Origin of the sequence: Roseburia sp. OM02-15 (assembly GCF_003481835.1) — a bacterium.
GTDB lineage: Bacteria > Bacillota > Clostridia > Lachnospirales > Lachnospiraceae > Eubacterium_I > Eubacterium_I ramulus_A.
The window spans coordinates 65,957-84,486 of sequence record NZ_QULX01000011.1 but is presented as its reverse complement, the minus strand read 5'-3'; the positions used below and the strand labels follow the sequence as shown (position 1 = coordinate 84,486).

15 protein-coding genes and 1 pseudogene are annotated in these 18,530 nt (G+C 44.4%); 13 read left to right on the top strand and 3 right to left on the bottom strand.

The window, feature by feature from the left end:
* Nucleotides 1–26 precede the first annotated feature (26 nt).
* From DXB15_RS11230 to DXB15_RS11220, 3 genes are all read left to right on the top strand, one after another.
* Entirely contained in the window at nucleotides 27–947 is a 921-nt protein-coding gene (locus DXB15_RS11230; protein ID WP_109216277.1) for a SufB/SufD family protein, read from the top strand.
* Between the two features lie 354 nt (nucleotides 948–1,301).
* Nucleotides 1,302–2,279, top strand: a complete 978-nt coding sequence (locus DXB15_RS11225; RefSeq protein ID WP_109216278.1) for a flavodoxin family protein — start codon at nucleotides 1,302–1,304, stop codon at nucleotides 2,277–2,279.
* Between the two features lie 194 nt (nucleotides 2,280–2,473).
* Entirely contained in the window at nucleotides 2,474–3,325 is an 852-nt protein-coding gene (locus DXB15_RS11220) for an acetyl-CoA hydrolase (protein ID WP_109216279.1), read from the top strand.
* A gap of 424 nt (nucleotides 3,326–3,749) precedes the next feature.
* Here the strand turns inward: DXB15_RS11220 and proC are convergent, their stop codons facing one another.
* Together proC and DXB15_RS11210 are read right to left on the bottom strand one after the other, a co-directional pair.
* Nucleotides 3,750–4,559, bottom strand: coding sequence for a pyrroline-5-carboxylate reductase (gene proC / locus DXB15_RS11215; RefSeq protein ID WP_330427511.1), 810 nt, complete (start codon nucleotides 4,557–4,559; stop codon nucleotides 3,750–3,752).
* Between the two features lie 248 nt (nucleotides 4,560–4,807).
* Complete coding sequence (locus DXB15_RS11210; protein ID WP_118703009.1) at nucleotides 4,808–5,587, bottom strand: enoyl-CoA hydratase-related protein; 780 nt, start codon at nucleotides 5,585–5,587, stop codon at nucleotides 4,808–4,810.
* A 294-nt stretch (nucleotides 5,588–5,881) separates the two neighbouring features.
* On the opposite strand from DXB15_RS11210, the gene mutY reads away from it, so the two are divergent.
* Both mutY and DXB15_RS11200 read left to right on the top strand, forming a co-directional pair.
* Nucleotides 5,882–6,970 (top strand): A/G-specific adenine glycosylase, encoded by a 1,089-nt coding sequence (gene mutY / locus DXB15_RS11205; RefSeq protein ID WP_109216280.1) that lies wholly within the window; start codon nucleotides 5,882–5,884, stop codon nucleotides 6,968–6,970.
* A 349-nt stretch (nucleotides 6,971–7,319) separates the two neighbouring features.
* Nucleotides 7,320–8,336 (top strand): glycosyltransferase family 2 protein, encoded by a 1,017-nt coding sequence (locus tag DXB15_RS11200; RefSeq protein ID WP_109216281.1) that lies wholly within the window; start codon nucleotides 7,320–7,322, stop codon nucleotides 8,334–8,336.
* Nucleotides 8,337–8,446: 110 nt separating this feature from the next.
* On the opposite strand, the gene DXB15_RS11195 is transcribed toward DXB15_RS11200, so the two are convergent.
* A complete protein-coding gene (locus DXB15_RS11195) occupies nucleotides 8,447–9,910 on the bottom strand; it encodes a nicotinate phosphoribosyltransferase (protein ID WP_118703008.1) in 1,464 nt (487 codons plus the stop codon).
* A 343-nt stretch (nucleotides 9,911–10,253) separates the two neighbouring features.
* Between DXB15_RS11195 and DXB15_RS11190 the strand changes: the two genes are divergently transcribed.
* The 8 genes and pseudogenes from DXB15_RS11190 (at nucleotide 10,254) to DXB15_RS11160 (ending at nucleotide 18,520) form a co-directional block, all read left to right on the top strand.
* Nucleotides 10,254–11,777 (top strand): ASKHA domain-containing protein, encoded by a 1,524-nt coding sequence (locus DXB15_RS11190; RefSeq protein ID WP_158582254.1) that lies wholly within the window; start codon nucleotides 10,254–10,256, stop codon nucleotides 11,775–11,777.
* Between the two features lie 6 nt (nucleotides 11,778–11,783).
* A pseudogene (cobI, locus tag DXB15_RS17730) lies at nucleotides 11,784–12,464 on the top strand (precorrin-2 C(20)-methyltransferase); the annotation flags it as partial.
* A gap of 60 nt (nucleotides 12,465–12,524) precedes the next feature.
* Nucleotides 12,525–13,466 carry a sirohydrochlorin cobaltochelatase gene (locus DXB15_RS17725; RefSeq protein WP_334294932.1) on the top strand — a complete coding sequence of 314 codons (942 nt, stop codon included), beginning with the start codon at nucleotides 12,525–12,527 and terminating at the stop codon, nucleotides 13,464–13,466.
* 62 nt (nucleotides 13,467–13,528) lie between these two features.
* The gene (locus tag DXB15_RS11180) at nucleotides 13,529–14,230 is read left to right on the top strand and encodes a class II aldolase/adducin family protein (protein ID WP_109216284.1); all 702 of its coding nucleotides are present in this window, start codon (nucleotides 13,529–13,531) and stop codon (nucleotides 14,228–14,230) included.
* 24 nt (nucleotides 14,231–14,254) lie between these two features.
* Nucleotides 14,255–15,178 (top strand): LysR family transcriptional regulator, encoded by a 924-nt coding sequence (locus DXB15_RS11175; protein ID WP_109216285.1) that lies wholly within the window; start codon nucleotides 14,255–14,257, stop codon nucleotides 15,176–15,178.
* Nucleotides 15,179–15,318: 140 nt separating this feature from the next.
* Nucleotides 15,319–16,542, top strand: coding sequence for a cobalt-precorrin-5B (C(1))-methyltransferase CbiD (gene cbiD / locus DXB15_RS11170; protein ID WP_118703005.1), 1,224 nt, complete (start codon nucleotides 15,319–15,321; stop codon nucleotides 16,540–16,542).
* 128 nt (nucleotides 16,543–16,670) lie between these two features.
* The gene (gene cobM, locus DXB15_RS11165) at nucleotides 16,671–17,441 is read left to right on the top strand and encodes a precorrin-4 C(11)-methyltransferase (RefSeq protein ID WP_118703004.1); all 771 of its coding nucleotides are present in this window, start codon (nucleotides 16,671–16,673) and stop codon (nucleotides 17,439–17,441) included.
* Nucleotides 17,438–18,520 carry a cobalt-precorrin 5A hydrolase gene (locus DXB15_RS11160; RefSeq protein WP_118703003.1) on the top strand — a complete coding sequence of 361 codons (1,083 nt, stop codon included), beginning with the start codon at nucleotides 17,438–17,440 and terminating at the stop codon, nucleotides 18,518–18,520. The genes cobM and DXB15_RS11160 overlap by 4 nt, the downstream gene beginning before the upstream one ends.
* The last annotated feature ends 10 nt before the right edge of the window (nucleotides 18,521–18,530 follow it).

Sequence of the window (18,530 nt, the reverse complement as noted above, 5' to 3'; positions counted from 1 at the left end):
TAGTGGAAAGAACGAGGAATAGATAGATGATGGATGAGATTCAGAAAAGACTTCTGGCAGAAGTTGCTGATCTGCACGGTGTTCCAGAAGGCGCTTACAATATCCGTGCGAACGGTCAGATGGCTGCCAGAAATACAACAGCAAATATTGATATTGTTTCAAAAACCGATGTCAGCGGCATCGACATTTACATCAAACCGGGTACGGTAAACGAAAGTGTACACATTCCGGTTGTGTTGAGCCAGAGCGGTATGAAAGAGATGGTTTACAACGATTTTCATATCGGAGAGGGCAGCGACGTAGTCATCGTGGCAGGATGCGGTATTGACAACTGTGGCGATCAGGATGCAGAGCATGATGGCATTCACCGTTTCTTTATCGAAAAAAATGCGAAAGTAAAATATGTGGAGAAACATTACGGCGCAGGCGATGGCAAGGGAAAACGTATCCTGAATCCGGGGACAGAAGTGTACATGGAAGAGGGAAGCTACATGGAGATGGAAATGGTCCAGATTAAAGGTGTAGATTCTACCGTTCGTGATACTAAGGCAGAACTGGCAGCAGGCGCAAAATTAGTGGTTCGTGAGCGTCTGATGACACATGGAGATCAGAATGCAGTCAGCGGATATTCGGTCAGCTTAAACGGAGAAGGCTCCAGTGCAGATGTTATTTCACGTTCCGTAGCAAAAGACAATTCCTACCAGAAATTTGATTCCAGAATCATCGGAAATGCACCGTGCAGTGGTCATACTGAGTGTGATGCAATCATCATGGATAAAGCAAGAATCCTTGCAATTCCGCAGCTGGAGGCAAACGATCTGGATGCAGCACTCATCCATGAGGCTGCCATTGGAAAAATTGCCGGTGAGCAGATCATCAAACTGATGACGCTTGGTCTGACAGAGGAAGAAGCAGAGGAGCAGATCGTCAACGGATTCCTGAGATAAATAAAGGTTTTGTATTTATATCTGTACAAGAAAACAGTAATCCACTTTTTGCATAACAAAAATGGATGTATGTAATGTTTTTATATAATATTGTTAAAAAATATACGAAATTTGAAAAGCCCCGGTGTTTTGCCGGGGTTTTTTGATGCAAAATGTATATTTGACTTTAAAAATAGGTCTATTTATAATGAATTTATACAAAAGAGACACAAGTAATGGTATAATACGAGTAACCGGTCGGAAGTATGATTACAGATTTTTGACGCGCATATTTATGGTTTTAGGATAGGTTTTGTGGTATTCGATGCGCTGGGAGAAAGTATTAACTGTAAGGTAAATTTAAGGAGGACAAGTATGAAGATTTTAGGTGTATCACTTGGAACAAAGAACGGAAACAATGACACAATGTGTCGTGTAGCTCTGGAAGCAGCAAAAGCAAAAGGTGCAGAGATCGAATTTATCCACCTTCTTGACTGGGATATTCAGTACTGCTCAGGTTGTGTTGCCTGTTCCCGTGGCCTTGTAATGGGCAAAGGAATGATCTGCTCCCGTCAGGATGATTTCAAAGCTTTCTATGAGAAAGTTATCGAGGCTGATGGTGTTCTGTTCGTAGATCCGATCTTCGAGTCTGGTGCAACAGGTTTATATCATTCCATCACAGACCGTATGGGACCGGGACATGATACAGGTATGATGAAAATGCTTGACGGCAAACTCAAAGAGGCAGGCAAAGAGGGTCTGAACCCAAGATACTTCCGCCAGAAAGCTCTTTCCTTCGTAGGAATCGGTGGATCTGACTGGGCAGTTCGTTGTGAGACAGACCATGCTATGTTCGCTCTGAGCCCAGGATGGAAAGTAGTAAACAATGAGTTCTTCTCTTGGTGTAAAGACGTTATCATGCAGGATGACAAAGTTGAGCGTATGAAAGAGATCGGACGTAACCTTGTAGATGCTGTACAGCAGATCATCGATGAGGATATGCAGATCGAGGGATCTGAGCATACATCTCTGTGGAAAGGTAAAGAAGGCGCTTGCCCACATTGCCAGGGTAACAACTTCTACATCTACCCGGGTACAACACACTGCGTATGTGAGCTGTGTGGTCTTGAGGGAACACTTGAGATCGTTGACGGAGCATTCAAATTCAAATATGATCCGGCTACAGAGCATCATGCACATGACATCCTTTCTGGAAAATTCTTACACGGACAGGATATCTTTGAGAACGAAGGTCGTCTGATGAACCTTTACAAAGATCCGGAGTTCAAAAACCGTAAAGCTCATTACACAGCAGTATGTGAGCCGACACCAGCTCCGTCCAAACAGAAATAAAATTATTAATTGGATAAAGCAATTAATAAATTATTCCGTGAGGATTGCAGAGCTGAAAAGAGGAAATTATCAGCGTTGCTGATATTCAGTTTGCAGCAAGAGTCATAAATGAATCTTGAATTCAATATTGGTTGTAACAGGCGGGGGCAATAGCGCTCCCGTCTGATAAAATTTAAGAAAAGAGGGTATTTAAAATGGCAGATTTCAAATTTGAACCGATGAGAAGCCTTATTTACGTTGACTGCGTAAGCGAAGATTACAGACCAAAACTTCAGAGATGGCTTTATAAAACACATATTCCGGACAGCATTTCCCAGTTCGAGCCGTATGTAACAAAATATGCATTTTATCCATCTTTCCCGATTCCGCCACAGGGTGATCGTTTCGGATATGCAAGAATGCAGCTTACAGAGCATCATTGGTTAGTAAGCGACCTTGATCCGCGTCTGGAGATCAAAGCAATCGCTGAGACATTCCCGATGGACGTACTTGTATGGCAGGGACAGATCCCGGCAGCAGCTCATACAGACGCTCAGATCGATTCTGACGGAGATGCTGGAAATGCAGCACGTAAATCCAACAATGCAGAAGGAAATCCGTTCATTTTCGCATTCCTTCCAATGTGGTGGGAGAAAGACCTTAAAGGAAAAGGACGTACCATCGAAGATGGCGCAAACTATCGTTTCAACATGACTATTGGTTTCCCAGAAGGCGTAGACAAAGCAGAAGGCGAGAAATGGTTATTTGAGAAAGTTGTTCCGATCCTTCAGGCAGCTCCGGAGTGTACACGTGTACTTGCAAGTGCTGTAAAGAAAGACATCAACGGATGTGTTATGGACTGGGTACTTGAGATCTGGTTCGAGAATCAGTCCGGATGGTACAAAGTAATGGTTGATGATATGAAAGCACTTGAGAAACCGTCATGGGCTCAGCAGGATGCTTTCCCGTTCCTGAAACCATACCACAATGTTTGCAGTGCAGCAGTAGCTGATTATACACCAAGCAATAACCTTGCAAACTATCGTGGATATATTACAATGCGTTAATTTTTTATAACATTTATATAAGACAAAATCGAAAAATCCTTCTACGACAGCTAGACGTGCGCTACCTTCGTTTTGCTGCGGTTTTATCGCGCTCACTCGCACTTCCTATAGAAGCTGGTCAGTTCCCGTTCGCGCAAAACTTGCAAAACTCAGTCGCTTACTTAATCGCTTATCGTAGAAGGATTTTTCGATTTCGTCATTTACATAGTGAAATTACTAAATTTGCGCGTGCGAAAGAGAGTATATAGGATTGTTACTTTTGCGCACGCGTGACATATGATGCGCCGTAAGTGGATAAAAATAATATTTATCACAACGTAAATGCGCCTCCAATTTATTTTTTCTTTACGAGCGATTGTTAGCTGGAAAGACAAAATAAATTGGGGGCGCTTTCATTACTAAATTTTTATTCGCGAAACAAGCATCAAGAGCTCATATCACGGGATTTCTGCACGCAAGCCCTTTGTGCTTCAATCACCGCGCTGCGAAAACCGGATTTTTCCAGCTGTGCTACAGCTTCAATGGTCGTTCCACCCGGAGAGCATACCGCGTCTTTGAGCTCCCCCGGATGTTTTCCGGTTTCAAGCACCATTTTGGCAGAACCAAGGACGGACTGAGCCGCAAATTTATACGCCTGTGTCCGAGGCATGCCGTCTGCCACAGCTGCGTCTGCCATCGCTTCGATAAACATGTAGACGTAAGCCGGGGAAGAACCGCTGACACCGACAACGGCATCCATCAGATATTCGCTGATGACTTCTGATTCGCCAAAGCTGTTAAAAATAGCCTGAATTTCAGCAAGTTCATCCTTAGTAATGCCATCGTTGCAACAGATGGCACTCATGGAAGCACCAACCAGTGCCGGGGTATTTGGCATTACGCGCACCAGTTTGATAGAACGCTCAAACATGTCTTCAATGCGTTCCATTGGCTGACCGGCAGCGATGGAAACAATAATGGTATCATCAGTGATGGCATGACGGATCTCCGGGATTACTTTATGAAACAGGTTTGGTTTTACGGCAAGGAACAGAATATCTGCTTTTTGTGCAGCAATTTTGTTATCTGTTCCAGCGTCAATGCCAAAACTTTCTTTCAGGCGAAGCACTGTTGCTTCGTGTGCGGCGGTGGCATAGATATGGTCACAGTCTGACAGACCGGAAGAGAGCAGACCGCCGATGATGGCAGTTGCCATATTTCCACCACCGATGAAACTGATCATTTTATCAATCATAAATTACAACTCCTTTCAAAAATTACAGCATGATCATAAATTGTAAGATCAAAGAATCAGAGAAATCTTATTTTTCAGTAAACAGGAAAATAAGATTCTGGCAGCTGTATTTTTGTTCTATAAAAATTGTTTTATAAAAATAATTGCTTTATAAAAACAGGGATGCCAGAAATACAACATTGTATTGGTGGCACCCCCATTTTGTTTTATCGAAAAATCATAAGATCTTCATTCAAAAATTGTTCGATTTAGAAATCTGTAAAGTTTTTCTCTTTACGTTTCTCAAGGAAAGCTGTCATTCCTTCTGTTTTATCATGTGTAGAGCATGTCATACCGAAGAGGTTTGCTTCGTACTCAACAGCGTTCTTGATATCCATGTCATAACCGTTGTTGATAGCAGCTTTTGCGATAGCAACAGCGTAGCTTGCGTTGCGAGCGATCTTACCAGCTAATTTCTTAGCAGTAGCCATCAACTCTTCCTGCGGAACAACTTTGTTTACAAGACCGATTCTGTAAGCTTCAGCAGCATCAATGTTCTGGCATGCAAAGATCATTTCTTTTGCACGTCCCATACCAATCAGACGAGCAAGTCTCTGTGTACCACCGAATCCCGGGATAATTCCAAGACCGCACTCCGGCTGTCCGAATAATGCATTTTCAGAAGCGATACGGATATCACAAGCCATGGAAATCTCACATCCACCGCCTAATGCAAAACCGTTTACAGCTGCGATTGTAACCTGACGCATGTTCTGTAATTTAAAGAATGGCTCAGAAGCTCTCATACCGAAAGCACGTCCCTCTGCGGCAGAGAAGTTAACCATCTCAGAGATGTCTGCGCCTGCAACGAATGATTTCTCACCAGCACCTGTAAGGATAACAACTTTGATGTCGTCTCTTCCTTCGATCTCTGTCAGAACTTCGTTTAACTCTGTCAGAGTCTCACTGTTCAGTGCGTTTAATGCCTTTGGTCTGTTAATGGTAAGTACGGCGATTGGGCCTTCTACTTCTAAAAGTAAATTATTCATTTGAAATACCTCCTGTTTTGGTAAGTTATGTAATACCATTTACTAACAAATATGATTATACACCATATTTGTTAAAAAGAAAACAATAAAACTAAGATTTGCCAGTAGAAAAAGTATAAAAAATCTGTTAAAGTGCTAAAAGACATTCTTTGTAAAGGAAATTTATAAGGAAGATTTTCTGTTATATAATGAACTTATATAGAAAAATAATAAAACAACAGTAAAAAAGATTACATAGATAATACATGCGGGATTGGAAAAATTTTGCATGATCATGATAGGAGATAAAACGAAATGCTGGAGGATTTTGACTTAGAACAGATCGTGGAGCCATTGCTTGGCTGGTTTGAAAAAAATGCCCGGACACTGCCCTGGCGATCGGTGGCAACGCCGTATCGGGTGTGGGTGTCTGAAATTATGCTGCAGCAGACCAGAGTGGAAGCGGTAAAACCGTATTTTGCCCGTTTTATGGAAGCATTGCCGACAGTTCAGGATCTGGCAGAGTGTGAGGAAGAACGGCTGCTGAAACTGTGGGAAGGTCTGGGATATTATAACCGGGTGCGAAATATGCAGATCGCGGCACAGACGGTGATGGAACAATACAACGGAGAGCTTCCGGCGGATTATGAAAAACTGCGGGAACTGAAAGGAATTGGAAATTATACAGCGGGAGCCATTGCTTCTATTGCATATGGAATCCCGGTGCCGGCGGTGGACGGCAACGTATTGCGAATTTTAATGCGTGTGTCAGCGGATGACTCTGATATTATGAAGCAGTCCGTGAAAACAAAAGTGGAGCAGGCACTGTTAAAAGTGATTCCGGCAGACCGGGCAGGTAGTTTTAATCAGGCATTGATGGAGCTTGGAGCGATTGTCTGTGTGCCAAACGGAGAGCCATTGTGTGGACAATGCCCGTGGCATGATTTCTGTGAGACACGAAAAAAAGGACTCTGGCAGGAACTTCCGGTGAAAAAGAAAGCGAAAGCAAGACGAATCGAAGACCGTACCGTACTTGTGATCCGTGACGGAGAACGTGTGGTATTGAAAAAGCGTCCGAAACGGGGACTTTTAGCAGGTTTGTATGAGTTCCCAAATGAACTTGGAAAACTATCGGAAGATGAGGCATTACATGCTGTGCAGGAGATGAACCTTCATCCGATGCGGATTCAGAAGCTGGAAGATGCGAAACATATCTTTTCCCATGTGGAATGGCGGATGCAGGGGTATATGGTGGAAGTTGATTCACTGACCAGGGAAGAAGCGGGACTTTTGTTTGTGGAAGCGGCACATTCAGAAGAAAAATATCCGATACCGGCGGCATTTGCGGCATACACAAAATATATGAATATCCGTCTTGGAAATGAACGATTTGAAGATAAGTAGTGAGTAATAAAGAGGAAGCCGATGTGTGAACACCGGCTACATGAAAAAGATTTATGAAAAGAAATTGATAATTTCAAAATTGTGTTTTGTAAGATGTTGTTTTGTTCTTTATTTATCTTACAAGTAAGAGTATAGGGAAGAATTGTGTCTTTCGTATGTGGAGAGTATGTTTTTTTTGCAAATAAAATGTGAACAAATTATGAAGTGTAGAATGGTAATAGAAAATTTAGAAAAAATAAGTTAATTTTTTCAGAATCGTGATGTATACTAAAAGGAATAACGGAATAATCATTGTGTAAAAATAGATGCGGCTTACGCTGCAGGAGAAATGCTGAAGGGGAAAATTTGTATGAAGCTATTAACATTTACAGTGCCATGTTATAACTCTCAGAATTATATGTGTCGTTGTGTAGATTCGCTGCTGGTGGGCGGAGAAGATGTGGAGATCATCATTGTGGATGATGGATCTGTCGATGATACTGGAAAAATTGCGGATGAATATGCCCGCAAATATCCGTCCATTGTTCGGGTCATTCATCAGGAAAATGGCGGGCACGGAGCGGGACTGAATGCCGGATTGAATCATGCAACGGGTTTGTATTTTAAAGTGGTAGACAGCGATGACTGGATAGATGAGGAAAGTTATCACCAGATTCTGGATACGTTACATAATCTGTGTTCTGCAGGCTGCATGCTGGATATGATGATCAGCAATTTTGTGTACGAAAAAGAAGGAGCAAGACACAAGTCCGCAACGCGGTATCACAACATTCTTCCACAGGGACAACTGTTTGGATGGGAAGAAACGCGGAACTTTAAAATCGGAAAGTATATTTTGATGCATTCTGTCATTTATCGGACACAGTTATTGCGTGACTGTCATCTGGTACTTCCGAAACACACCTTTTATGTGGATAATTTGTTCGTATATGTGCCATTGCCATATGTAAAGACCATGTATTATCTGGATGTGGATTTTTATCGTTATTATATCGGCAGAGATGATCAGTCCGTCAATGAGAAAAATATGATCAAAAATATCGATCAGCAGATCAAAGTCAACAAATTGATGGTAGATGCGTATGATCTGTGGAAGATACCGGATCGTCATCTGCGCCATTATATGTTGAATTATCTGGAAATCATTACGGTAATTTCCACGGTAATGCTGTTGAAATCCGGAACGGAAGAAAATCTGGAGAAAAAACGGGAACTTTGGACATATATCAAAAATGCGGATATTCGCCTGTTCCATAAATTGCGTAACCGGATTATGGGGCAGACATTAAATCTGCCGGGAAAAGGCGGAAGAAAATTGTCATTGACCATTTATAAGATTTCCCAGAAGGTAATAGGATTCAATTAGGTTTTTTCTTAATGTAGGTTATTGAAGGCGCCAGTCAGCAATCTTTCCTCGGCAAGCGATTGTTAGCTGCAAAGGTAAGATTGACGACTGGCGCTTTCACAGACTAAATTCTATACATGATATTTCGCAGCACTGAGTTCATTGAACACCGTCTGTTTCATATTGTACAGCTTATCAGAAAGATCCACATACACCTTAGACGGATTTACAAAACGCATATTCTCATCCCAAAGTGTTGCTTTCTCCTGTGTACAGATCTGCTGAATTTCCATAACACTTGGAGAAGTGTACACGCATTTTCCTTCTTCGAAAATCGGAACCAGAAGTTTACGCATGGTATAAGTGCCACCGGCAAGACGGGTACGTTTCCAGGTTTCGTTTGGATCAAACAGCACCATATCTTCGTTTTCATCAAATGTCTCATCTGACAGACAGATCAGATCTGCGCGGATTTTTCCGGTTTCTTTATCATAAATACGGTAAATTTCTTTGTTGCCAGGGTTGGTCACTTTTTCTGTATTTTCCGAAAGTTTGATCTTCGGTGTAAATTTGCCGTCCACATTGCGGATCGCTGCCAGTTTGTATACACCACCAAACGCCGGGCAGTCTCTGGAAGTGATCAGGCTTGTACCAACACCCCAGGAAGTGATTTTGGCTCCCTGAATTTTCAGTGTTTCGATCAGATATTCATCCAGATCGTTGGAAGCGGAGATGATCGCATCTGGAAAACCGGCTTCATCCAGCATTTTTCTGACTTTCTTGGAAAGATAAGCCAGATCGCCACTGTCCATACGGATGCCATAATTGTGCAGTTTTACGCCGGCTTCTTTCATTTCGCGGAATACGCGGATCGCATTCGGAATACCGGATTTTAAGGTGTCGTAAGTGTCTACCAGTAAAATGCAGGCATCCGGATACAATTCTGCATAAGTTTTGAATGCAGTGTACTCATCTGGAAAACTCATGATCCAGCTATGTGCATGGGTACCTTTGACCGGAATGTTGAAAATCTGTCCGGCAAGTACATTGGAAGTACCACAGCAGCCGCCGATGACAGCAGCGCGGGCACCGTAAATACCGGAATCCGGTCCCTGTGCACGACGCAGACCAAATTCCATGACACCGTCATTCTGCGCTGCGTAGCAGACGCGGGCTGCTTTGGTAGCAATCAGACTCTGATGGTTCATGATATTTAAAATTGCGGTTTCTACCAGCTGAGCTTCCATGATCGGAGCCACGACTTTGATAAACGGCTCACGCGGGAAGATTACAGTTCCTTCCGGGATTGCATAAATGCTGCCGGAAAAACGGAACGTGCTTAAGTATTTTAAAAAGTCCTCATCGAACATATTCAGGCTCTGCAGATAACGGATATCATCTGCGGAAAACTGAAGATTTTTGATGTAATCAATGACCTGCTCCAGTCCGCATGCAATGGCATAACCGCCGCCGCATGGATTTTCGCGGTAAAAAGCATCAAAAACGACTACATCCTGATTCTGGGATTTGAAATATCCCTGCATCATCGTTATTTCGTATAAATCGGTGAGTAGTGTCAGATTTAATGATCTCATAGTATCAGTATGACCATTTCCTGGTCATTTCCTCCCTATCCATATTAAAAAATAAAAGCATTTGCTGCCCTTTGTATACAAAACAATGCTTTTGACGCAAAAAGCGCTTTTTAACAGTATACTCTTTTTTGAGAAAACTTCCAGTTTTTTTTCTGTTTCTGGGAAGAAAAACGTGTTGACCTGTTAGCGTAGGGTAATATAATATAAGAAAATAGGCAAATTAGAACTATATTAAAATATTAAAAATAGCAAAAATTGGATGTTCAATGAATGTTTGAGATATGAGCAAGTAACGTTGATAGATTGTGAATGGTTACAAATATTTGCCTGGTTAGGGAACAAAATGAAGATAACAATAGAAATAAATGGAAAGACAGAAACGTTTGCAGGAAACTGGGAAAACCGAACGCTTTTGGAAGCATTTCAGGAGCTTGGCATCACACAGGTGCATGCGCCCTGTGGAGGCATTGGAACCTGCAAAAAATGTCTGGTGAACGTAAATGGAGAAAACGTGCTGTCTTGTCAGACGATGTGTGAAGATGGCATGATGGTCGTACTGGAAGCAGAGCAGAAAGCAGTGATCGCGGAAACGGGTGACTGTTACCTTTATCCGGCAGATCAGACCAATCGCCTGGTGGCAGCTTGTGATATCGGAACGACGACGGTGGTCTGTCATTTGCTGGATGGAAAAACCGGCGTGCGGCTTGGTACGGTCAGCGCACCGAATGCACAACGCAGTTTTGGGGCAGATGTGATTTCGCGTATTCAGGCGGCAAAAGGCTCCGGTTTACGGAAAATGCAGTTTGCGATCATGAATCAGATCAATCAGATGATCGGTGAACTGATGCAAAAAGCAAAACAGGTCGGCAAAGTGGATTTGCTGGCAGTGGCAGGAAATACTGTGATGGAGCATCTGTTTTGCGGATTGTCCCCGGAAAGCATCGGTGTCGTGCCTTTTGAGCCGTTGTCAAGATTTGGAACCATGATGCAGGGAAGCAGAATCGGAATTAACAGATGTAATTATGTATACATGATCCCTGCGGTGGCAGGATATGTGGGTGGAGATATTGTGGCGGATCTGATCGCTGCAAAAATGCATACAATGACCAGTCGTACTTTGCTGCTGGATATTGGTACAAATGGTGAGATGGTGCTTGGAACTGTCGGAGATTATGTGTGTTGTGCGACGGCAGCAGGACCGGCTTTTGAGGGTGCTGAGATTACCATGGGAATGCCGGCTGCTACCGGTGCGATTTCAGAAGTCTGGGCGAAAAATGAACAGATTTGCGTTTCTGTGATTGGTGGCGGAAAGCCAACTGGTATTTGCGGCTCTGGTCTGATCGATACTTTGGCAGTCTGTATCCAGTTAGGATTGATGGATGAGACGGGACTTTTACTTTCTGCCAGTGAAGTGTCCGAACCATGGAAACGCTATGTCGGAGAGGATGAAAATGGTGTCTGCATCTGGCTGACGGATGAGGTGCGCGTGACACAGGCGGATGTGAGAAAAATCCAACTGGCAAAGGCGCCTATCGCAGCTGGAATCCAGATTTTGTTACAGGAAAAAGACTGGAAAATAAAGGATATTGATCAGGTAATTCTTGCGGGAGGTTTTGGAAGCTATATGCGAAAAGAAAGTGCGGCAGAGATCGGACTGATCCCGAAGGAGCTGGTAAAGTGTACCCATTCGGTGGGAAATGCCGCCGGTGAGGGCGCGGTATCTGCGGCGTTGGCATCAGAGGCAAGAACGGAGCTGGAACAGTTACAGAAACAAATGCGATATGTGGAATTGTCTACGCATGAGGCATTCAGTGATATTTTTATCCGGGAGATGTCATTTACAAACAGTTATATGAGGAGTGAATAGTTACAAATGAGAGGAATGTTATATGGAGTGGGCGTCGGACCGGGTGATCCGGAGCTGATGACTTTGAAAGCGGTACGCATGATCCGGGAGGCTGATGTGGTGGCAGTTCCGGGAGAGCATGCCAAAGATACAGTGGCATATCAGATCGCAGTACAGGCGGTGCCGGAGCTGGAAACAAAGGAACTGCTGGCGATTTATATGCCGATGACGCATGATCGGGCAAAAATGCAGGAAAACCATCAAAAAGGTGCAAAACTGTTGGAAAAGATGTTGGATGCCGGGAAGAAAGTGGTATTTTTGACGTTGGGTGATCCGACGATCTATTCCACGTTTTCCTATTTACAGCGGATCGTGGAAGCAGATGGCTATGAGACCGGATGTGTCAGCGGAATTCCGTCTTTTTGTGCAACGGCAGCGCGGATCAATGAGCCATTGGTGGAATGGAATGAGGCGTTACATATTGTACCGGCAGTGCATCGGGCAGAGACAGAAATCATCGGTAGCGGAAATTATGTGTTTATGAAGTCCGGCAGAAAGATTGGAAAAGTAAAGGAATTGCTGGCACAGACCGGGAAACAGGTTTTTATGGTAGAAAACTGCGGCATGGAGAACGAACATGTTTATCGCAAGATCGAAGAACTGCCGGAGGAAGCAGGATATTATTCTCTGATCATTGCAAAAGAGCAGAATGCCGGCAATGAGAAAAGTGATACAAGGGTAAATTGTTGTGACAAAAGTAGTAGAAAAATGGAAGTTGCAACGGAGCAAAATACAGAGGAAAAACGGAATGATTCAATAAAGTGGAGGGCAGATCAGATGACAGAAGAAAGAAAAGTGGATGCTCAGATGACAGAAGTGGAAAAAACGGAATATGAGTTAGATGATCTGGTGGAAGGAACAGAAAAAGAATTGCTGCTGGTAAGTTTTGGTACAAGCTATCTGGATACATTGGAAAAAACGCTTGGAGAAATCTATCGCTATATGGAAGAACAGTTCCCTGATTATGTGGTGGAGGATGCTTTTACAAGCCAGATGATCATTGACCGTCTGCGAAAAAGAGATGGAATTTTTGTTTCCTATGTGGATGATGCGGTAAAATATGCGGCACAGCATAACGTACACAATCTGGTGCTTCAACCAACCCATTTAATGGCAGGTCTGGAATATCAGGATTTACTGGATGCAGTGGAATCATATCGTCATTTATTGGAAAACGTGACAATCGGAAAGCCGGTGCTGAGCGCTGAGGAGGATTTTGACTGGATGATCCGGATTTTGACGGATGAACTGAACGGATACTGTGACGGAAAAACAGCAATTTGTCTGATGGGACATGGCAGTGAAGCGAAAGCAAATGAAGTGTATGATATGCTGCAGGAGCGTTTTTGCCAGAAAGGTTATACGGACTATCTGGTGGGAACCGTGGAAGCAAAACCGGCACTGGCAGATCTGGTGCACCGGGTAGAACAGGGCAGTTATGAACGCGTGGTGCTTGTACCGTTGATGATGGTAGCCGGAGACCATGCCAATAACGATATGGCAGGTGAGGAGGATGATTCCTGGAAATCAACCTTTGAGGCTATGGGAAAAGAAGTGGTTATTTTGATGCGTGGTTTGGGTGAATTAAAAGGAATTCAGGAACTGATCGCGGATCATGCCAGAGCGGCAATGAAAGAAATTGACCTGTAAGATATGGCAGGATATGTGCTATACTGTAGGGCAGAAATGGAAGAATGAGAGGATTTATAGAGATGGAATTAAATGCAATGAAAGAACGGGAAGAAATCTGCGATGTATGTCATAAAATGTGGCAGCGCGGAATCGTGGCAGCAAATGACGGAAATGTATCTGTAAAACTGGAGGACGGTACCTTTTTGTGCACTCCTTCCGGTGTGAGCAAAGCTGCAATGACACCGGAGATCCTGGTGCATCTGGCAGCAGACGGCAGCGTGATCTCAGCGGCAGAGGGATACAAACCTTCTTCTGAGATGAAAATGCATTTTCGCTGTTATGCAGAGCGGGACGATGTGAAGGCAGTTGTGCATGCACATCCGCCGGTTGCAACAAGTTATGCATCTATGGGACGTGCGCTGGATGGTTATCAGACCATGGAAAATATTGTAAATCTGGGAGCAGTTCCGGTAGCACCGTATGCACAGCCGTCTACGGACGAAGTGCCGGATTCCATTGCTCCATTTTTACAGGAGCATGATGCAATTTTACTGGCACATCATGGTGCACTGACGGTTGGAGAAAGTTTGACCAGAGCATATTTCCGCATGGAATCACTGGAAATGTTTGCAAAGACTTCTCTGTATATTCATCTGCTTGGCGGCGCACCGGATATGCCGGAGGACAAAATTAATGCGCTGATGGATCTGCGCCAGAACGGATATAAGATTCCGGGCAGACATCCGGGTTATGTAAAATACAACAAACCAGAAGAAAAATAGTATATAAAGGGTTGAAAAGAGAGCATGAACAGCAGACAATTGGAGTATTTTCTTGCGGTAGCGCATGAATTGAATTTTACAAAGGCGGCAGAGTCGATGTACGTGTCACAGACGGCAGTTACTCAACAGATCAAAGCGCTTGAGGAACAGCTTGGCGTCAGTCTGTTTGAACGGACGAAAAAGAAGGTTGTGCTGACTCCGGCGGGAAACGTATTTTTGCAGGAGGCAACGCTGCTGCTGAAACGGATGCAGACTGCGATTGAGAGAACCAGAGAAGCATCCAGTGGATTTATCGGTTCTCTGGATATCGGTTTTTCTATTGGAATTGGAAATACGGGAATGGCGGAAAAAATTCAGGCATTCAATGAAAAATACCCGAATATTGCAATGAAATTTGTGAATCAGAGTCCATCCATGCTGCTCAAATCTCTGAAAAAAGGAGATTTGGATCTGGTGCTGATGCCGATGTTTGAGGAGCGCTACTATAAAGATGTGGTTGTGCGGAAAATCGGTGAGGACCGCATGAATGCGGTATTTCCGCGGACGCATATTCTGGCGCAGAAGCAGTATGTGACACGTCGGGATTTGAAAGATGAGAATCTGATCCTTGCCTGCACACCGGACAGTGAGATCGGAGAAGAAAAAAGGATCATTGAAAAATTCTGGAAATGCGGTTATCATCCGAATGTGGTGGCAAAGATCGAAGACGTGGAAACAATTTTGCTGATGCTCTCCGCAAATATGGGGGTGTCGATCCTACCGGCATATATGACGATTCCGATGCAGACCAGAGGGCGGCTGGCAGCAGTTCCTTTTGGTGGACCGGAGGATACGATTGAAATAATTGCGGCATGGCGGCCGGATGCGGACAATCCGTCTCTGGAGAAGATTTTGCCGTTTCTGGAAACAACCCAGAATGTGCAGGGAGAAACATCAGAAGAACTGTAAAATATCTGACAGGAAACAGGGACAAAAAGTCTGTGAAATAGTTTGATAGGAATCAGAGGACTGAAAACCTTGTAATCAAAACAAACAGATCAGAGAAACAAAAACTTAGTGATCAGAACAGGCAGAATGGTGTATATAGTATGAAAAATGGTCTGGAAAATTATTTTGTGATAAAAGATAATAAAAAAATGCGGTTTGGATACACCACGGGAAGCAGCGCGGCGGCTGCAGCTAAGGCAGCGGCGGAAATGCTTTTTTCGGGGAAGGATGTTCCGGTAGTGGAGTTGCTGACACCAAAAGGGATTACGCTGTATTTGGAAGTGCTGGATGCAAAAGGTGGTCAGAGAACATGCTCCTGTGCCATTCAAAAGGATGGCGGTGACGATCCGGATGTGACATCGGGACTGCGGATCTATGCGAAAGTGACGTTGTGCGAACGGCAGGAAGCAGAGGCCATCTGCCAGAAGTTTCAACAGAGTGAAAAATCCGATTTGAAAGCAGTTGCTTCGGTAGGTATTACTGCCGGAGAGGGTGTGGGGATCGTGACACTTCCAGGACTGGAACAGTCCATCGGCGCCCCTGCCATCAACCGGGTGCCAAGAGAGATGATCACAAAAGAAGTACAGGCGGTTTGTGAAAAATATCACTATACGGAAGGGGTAGAAGTGTGCATTTCAGTTCCAAACGGAGCTGTGGTGGCAGAGAAAACCTTCAATCCGCGGCTTGGCATCAAAGGCGGCATCTCAATTCTTGGAACCAGCGGCATTGTGGAGCCGATGAGTGAGCAGGCGTTGATCTCCAGTATTCAGGTGGAGATGAAGCAGAAATCAGCGGGAGACCGGAAGTACCTGTTGATCGCTCCGGGCAATTATGGATTGCAGTATCTGTCCGGAAATTTTCCATTTGAGGCGGAAGAAGCGGTAAAATGCAGCAATTATGTCGGACAGACCATTGATTTTGCGGTAAATATGGGCTTAAAAGGTGTGTTGTTTGTGGCACATATCGGCAAGTTTATCAAGGTGGCAGGCGGTATTATGAACACCCATTCCAGAGAGGCAGACGCCCGGATGGAGATCATGGCAGCCTGTGCGCTGCGGGCAGGAGCGGATGCAGATACGGCAAACCGGATTCTTGTGGCAGTAACCACCGATGAGGGATTGAGTATTTTAAAAGAGACGCCATACTGGGTACAGACGATGCAGATCATTACAGAAAAAGTGGAATATTATCTGAATCATCGGGCACAGGGGCGACTGGAAATCGGTGCAGTGCTGTACAGCAATGCGCATGGAGAGCTTGGGAGAACGTCTCTGGTGGAACAATTGCTTGAGCAATTGCAGGAACAGAAAAGTAAAGAAGAATAATGGCAATAGAGATATGCAAGTTGAATATGTCTGAAAACTGGTATGTGATACAGGTCAGTGCGATCGGATATACTTTTGTGGGACTGTCTGCATGGTAAATATAGAAAGTGAAAAATAGGAGAAATGGCATGGTTTATTTTGTTGGAGCGGGAAGCGGTGCGGTAGATCTGATCACCGTACGTGGAAAAAATCTTCTGGAACAGGCAGATGTGATCATTTATGCGGGATCACTGGTGAATCCGGAACTTTTGGATTATAAAAAGGAAGGATGCATGGTTTATAACAGTGCAAAAATGACACTGGAGGATGTTCTGGAAGTGATGGAAAAGGCAGAAGCGGAAGGAAAGATGACGGTTCGGTTACATACAGGTGATCCATGTATTTACGGCGCAATTCGTGAACAGATGGATCGGTTGGATGAAAAAGGGATTGATTATGAGAGCTGTCCGGGAGTCAGCGCTTTTTGCGGTGCGGCTTCCGCATTGAATCTGGAATATACTTTGCCTGGCGTTTCTCAGAGTGCGATCATCACCCGCATGGCGGGACGCACACCGGTTCCGGAACGGGAGAGTATTGCTTCTTTTGCGGCGCATCAGGCAACCATGGTTGTTTTTTTGAGTACCGGATTGCTGGAAGAACTTTCCAGGGAGTTGATTGTAGGCGGTTATACGGCAGAGACACCGGCAGCGATTGTATACAAGGCAACCTGGAAGGAAGAAGAAAAATATATTTGCACGGTGGGAACACTGGCGCAGACCGCGAAGGAGCACAACATTACGAAAACGGCGCTGATGATCATTGGAGAGGCAGTTACCCACAGTAATTATGCCAGATCGGAACTGTATAACCCAAATTTTTCTACCGAATATCGCAAAGCGAAAGGTGAAGACAAAGCATGAGTATTGTCAGAATTATTTCTTTTACAGAAGCCGGATATCAACTGTCCTGTAAAATGCAGGATTGCTTGCAGGAACGGGCAGAAGTTGTTTTATATAGTGGTAAAAATCAGGTCGCAGAGCGGCATGCGGAAGTTTGTGCGGTGTCCGATGGATTGAAAAACTGGTGCAGTGAAGTTTTTGACAAATCGGAGGTATTGATTTTTGTCGGAGCATGTGGGATTGCGGTGCGGACGATCGCTCCTTTTGTGAACAGCAAATGTACCGATCCGGCAGTTCTGGTGGCAGATGAGCAGGGAAAACATATTATTTCGCTATTGTCCGGGCATCTGGGCGGTGGAAATCAGTGGACATTGTTTTTGGCGCAGAAGCTGCAGGCAGATCCGGTGATCACGACAGCGTCGGATGTGAATGAACATCTTGCGGTGGATGTGTGGGCGAAGCAGCAGGGATGGCAGATTGCAGATCTGACGCTGGCAAAGCATGCGGCGGCAGCGATTGTAGCCGGAGAAAAATTGCCGTTTTATGCGGAAGATATGCAGATACAAAACCTGCCAAAAGAATTAAATCTGTTCTCATCGAAAGAATCTTTTCAGGAAATGATCTCAAAAAGGGCAGGAGAACCGATTGCGGGAATTGTTGTTTCGATATACGATCACTGGCAGAAAAATGTGCTGCGGCTTGTACCCAAACGGGTCATTCTTGGCATCGGATGTCGAAAAGAAAAAGATCCGGCGGAAGTGGAAACACAGGTACGGCAGGTGTTGGAAAACTATCACGTTGCCGTGGAGAGTATTGCAAAACTGGTTTCCATTGATTTGAAAGCAGAGGAAGCAGGAATTTTGCGGCTGGCAGAACGATGGGGGATTCCTTTTGAAACGTTTTCGACAGAGGAATTGCAGTTGGTTCCGGGAACGTTTGCAGAGTCGGAATTTGTGAAAAAAACGACAGGAGTTGGAAATGTGTGTGAACGAGCGGCGGTAGCAGCATTGCCTGAGGAAGCACAAAGGCAACCATGTTGGATCTGTCATAAACAGGCAGAAAATGGTGTGACAGTGGCAATGGTCGCATTACCGTTGTAATCAATAGAGG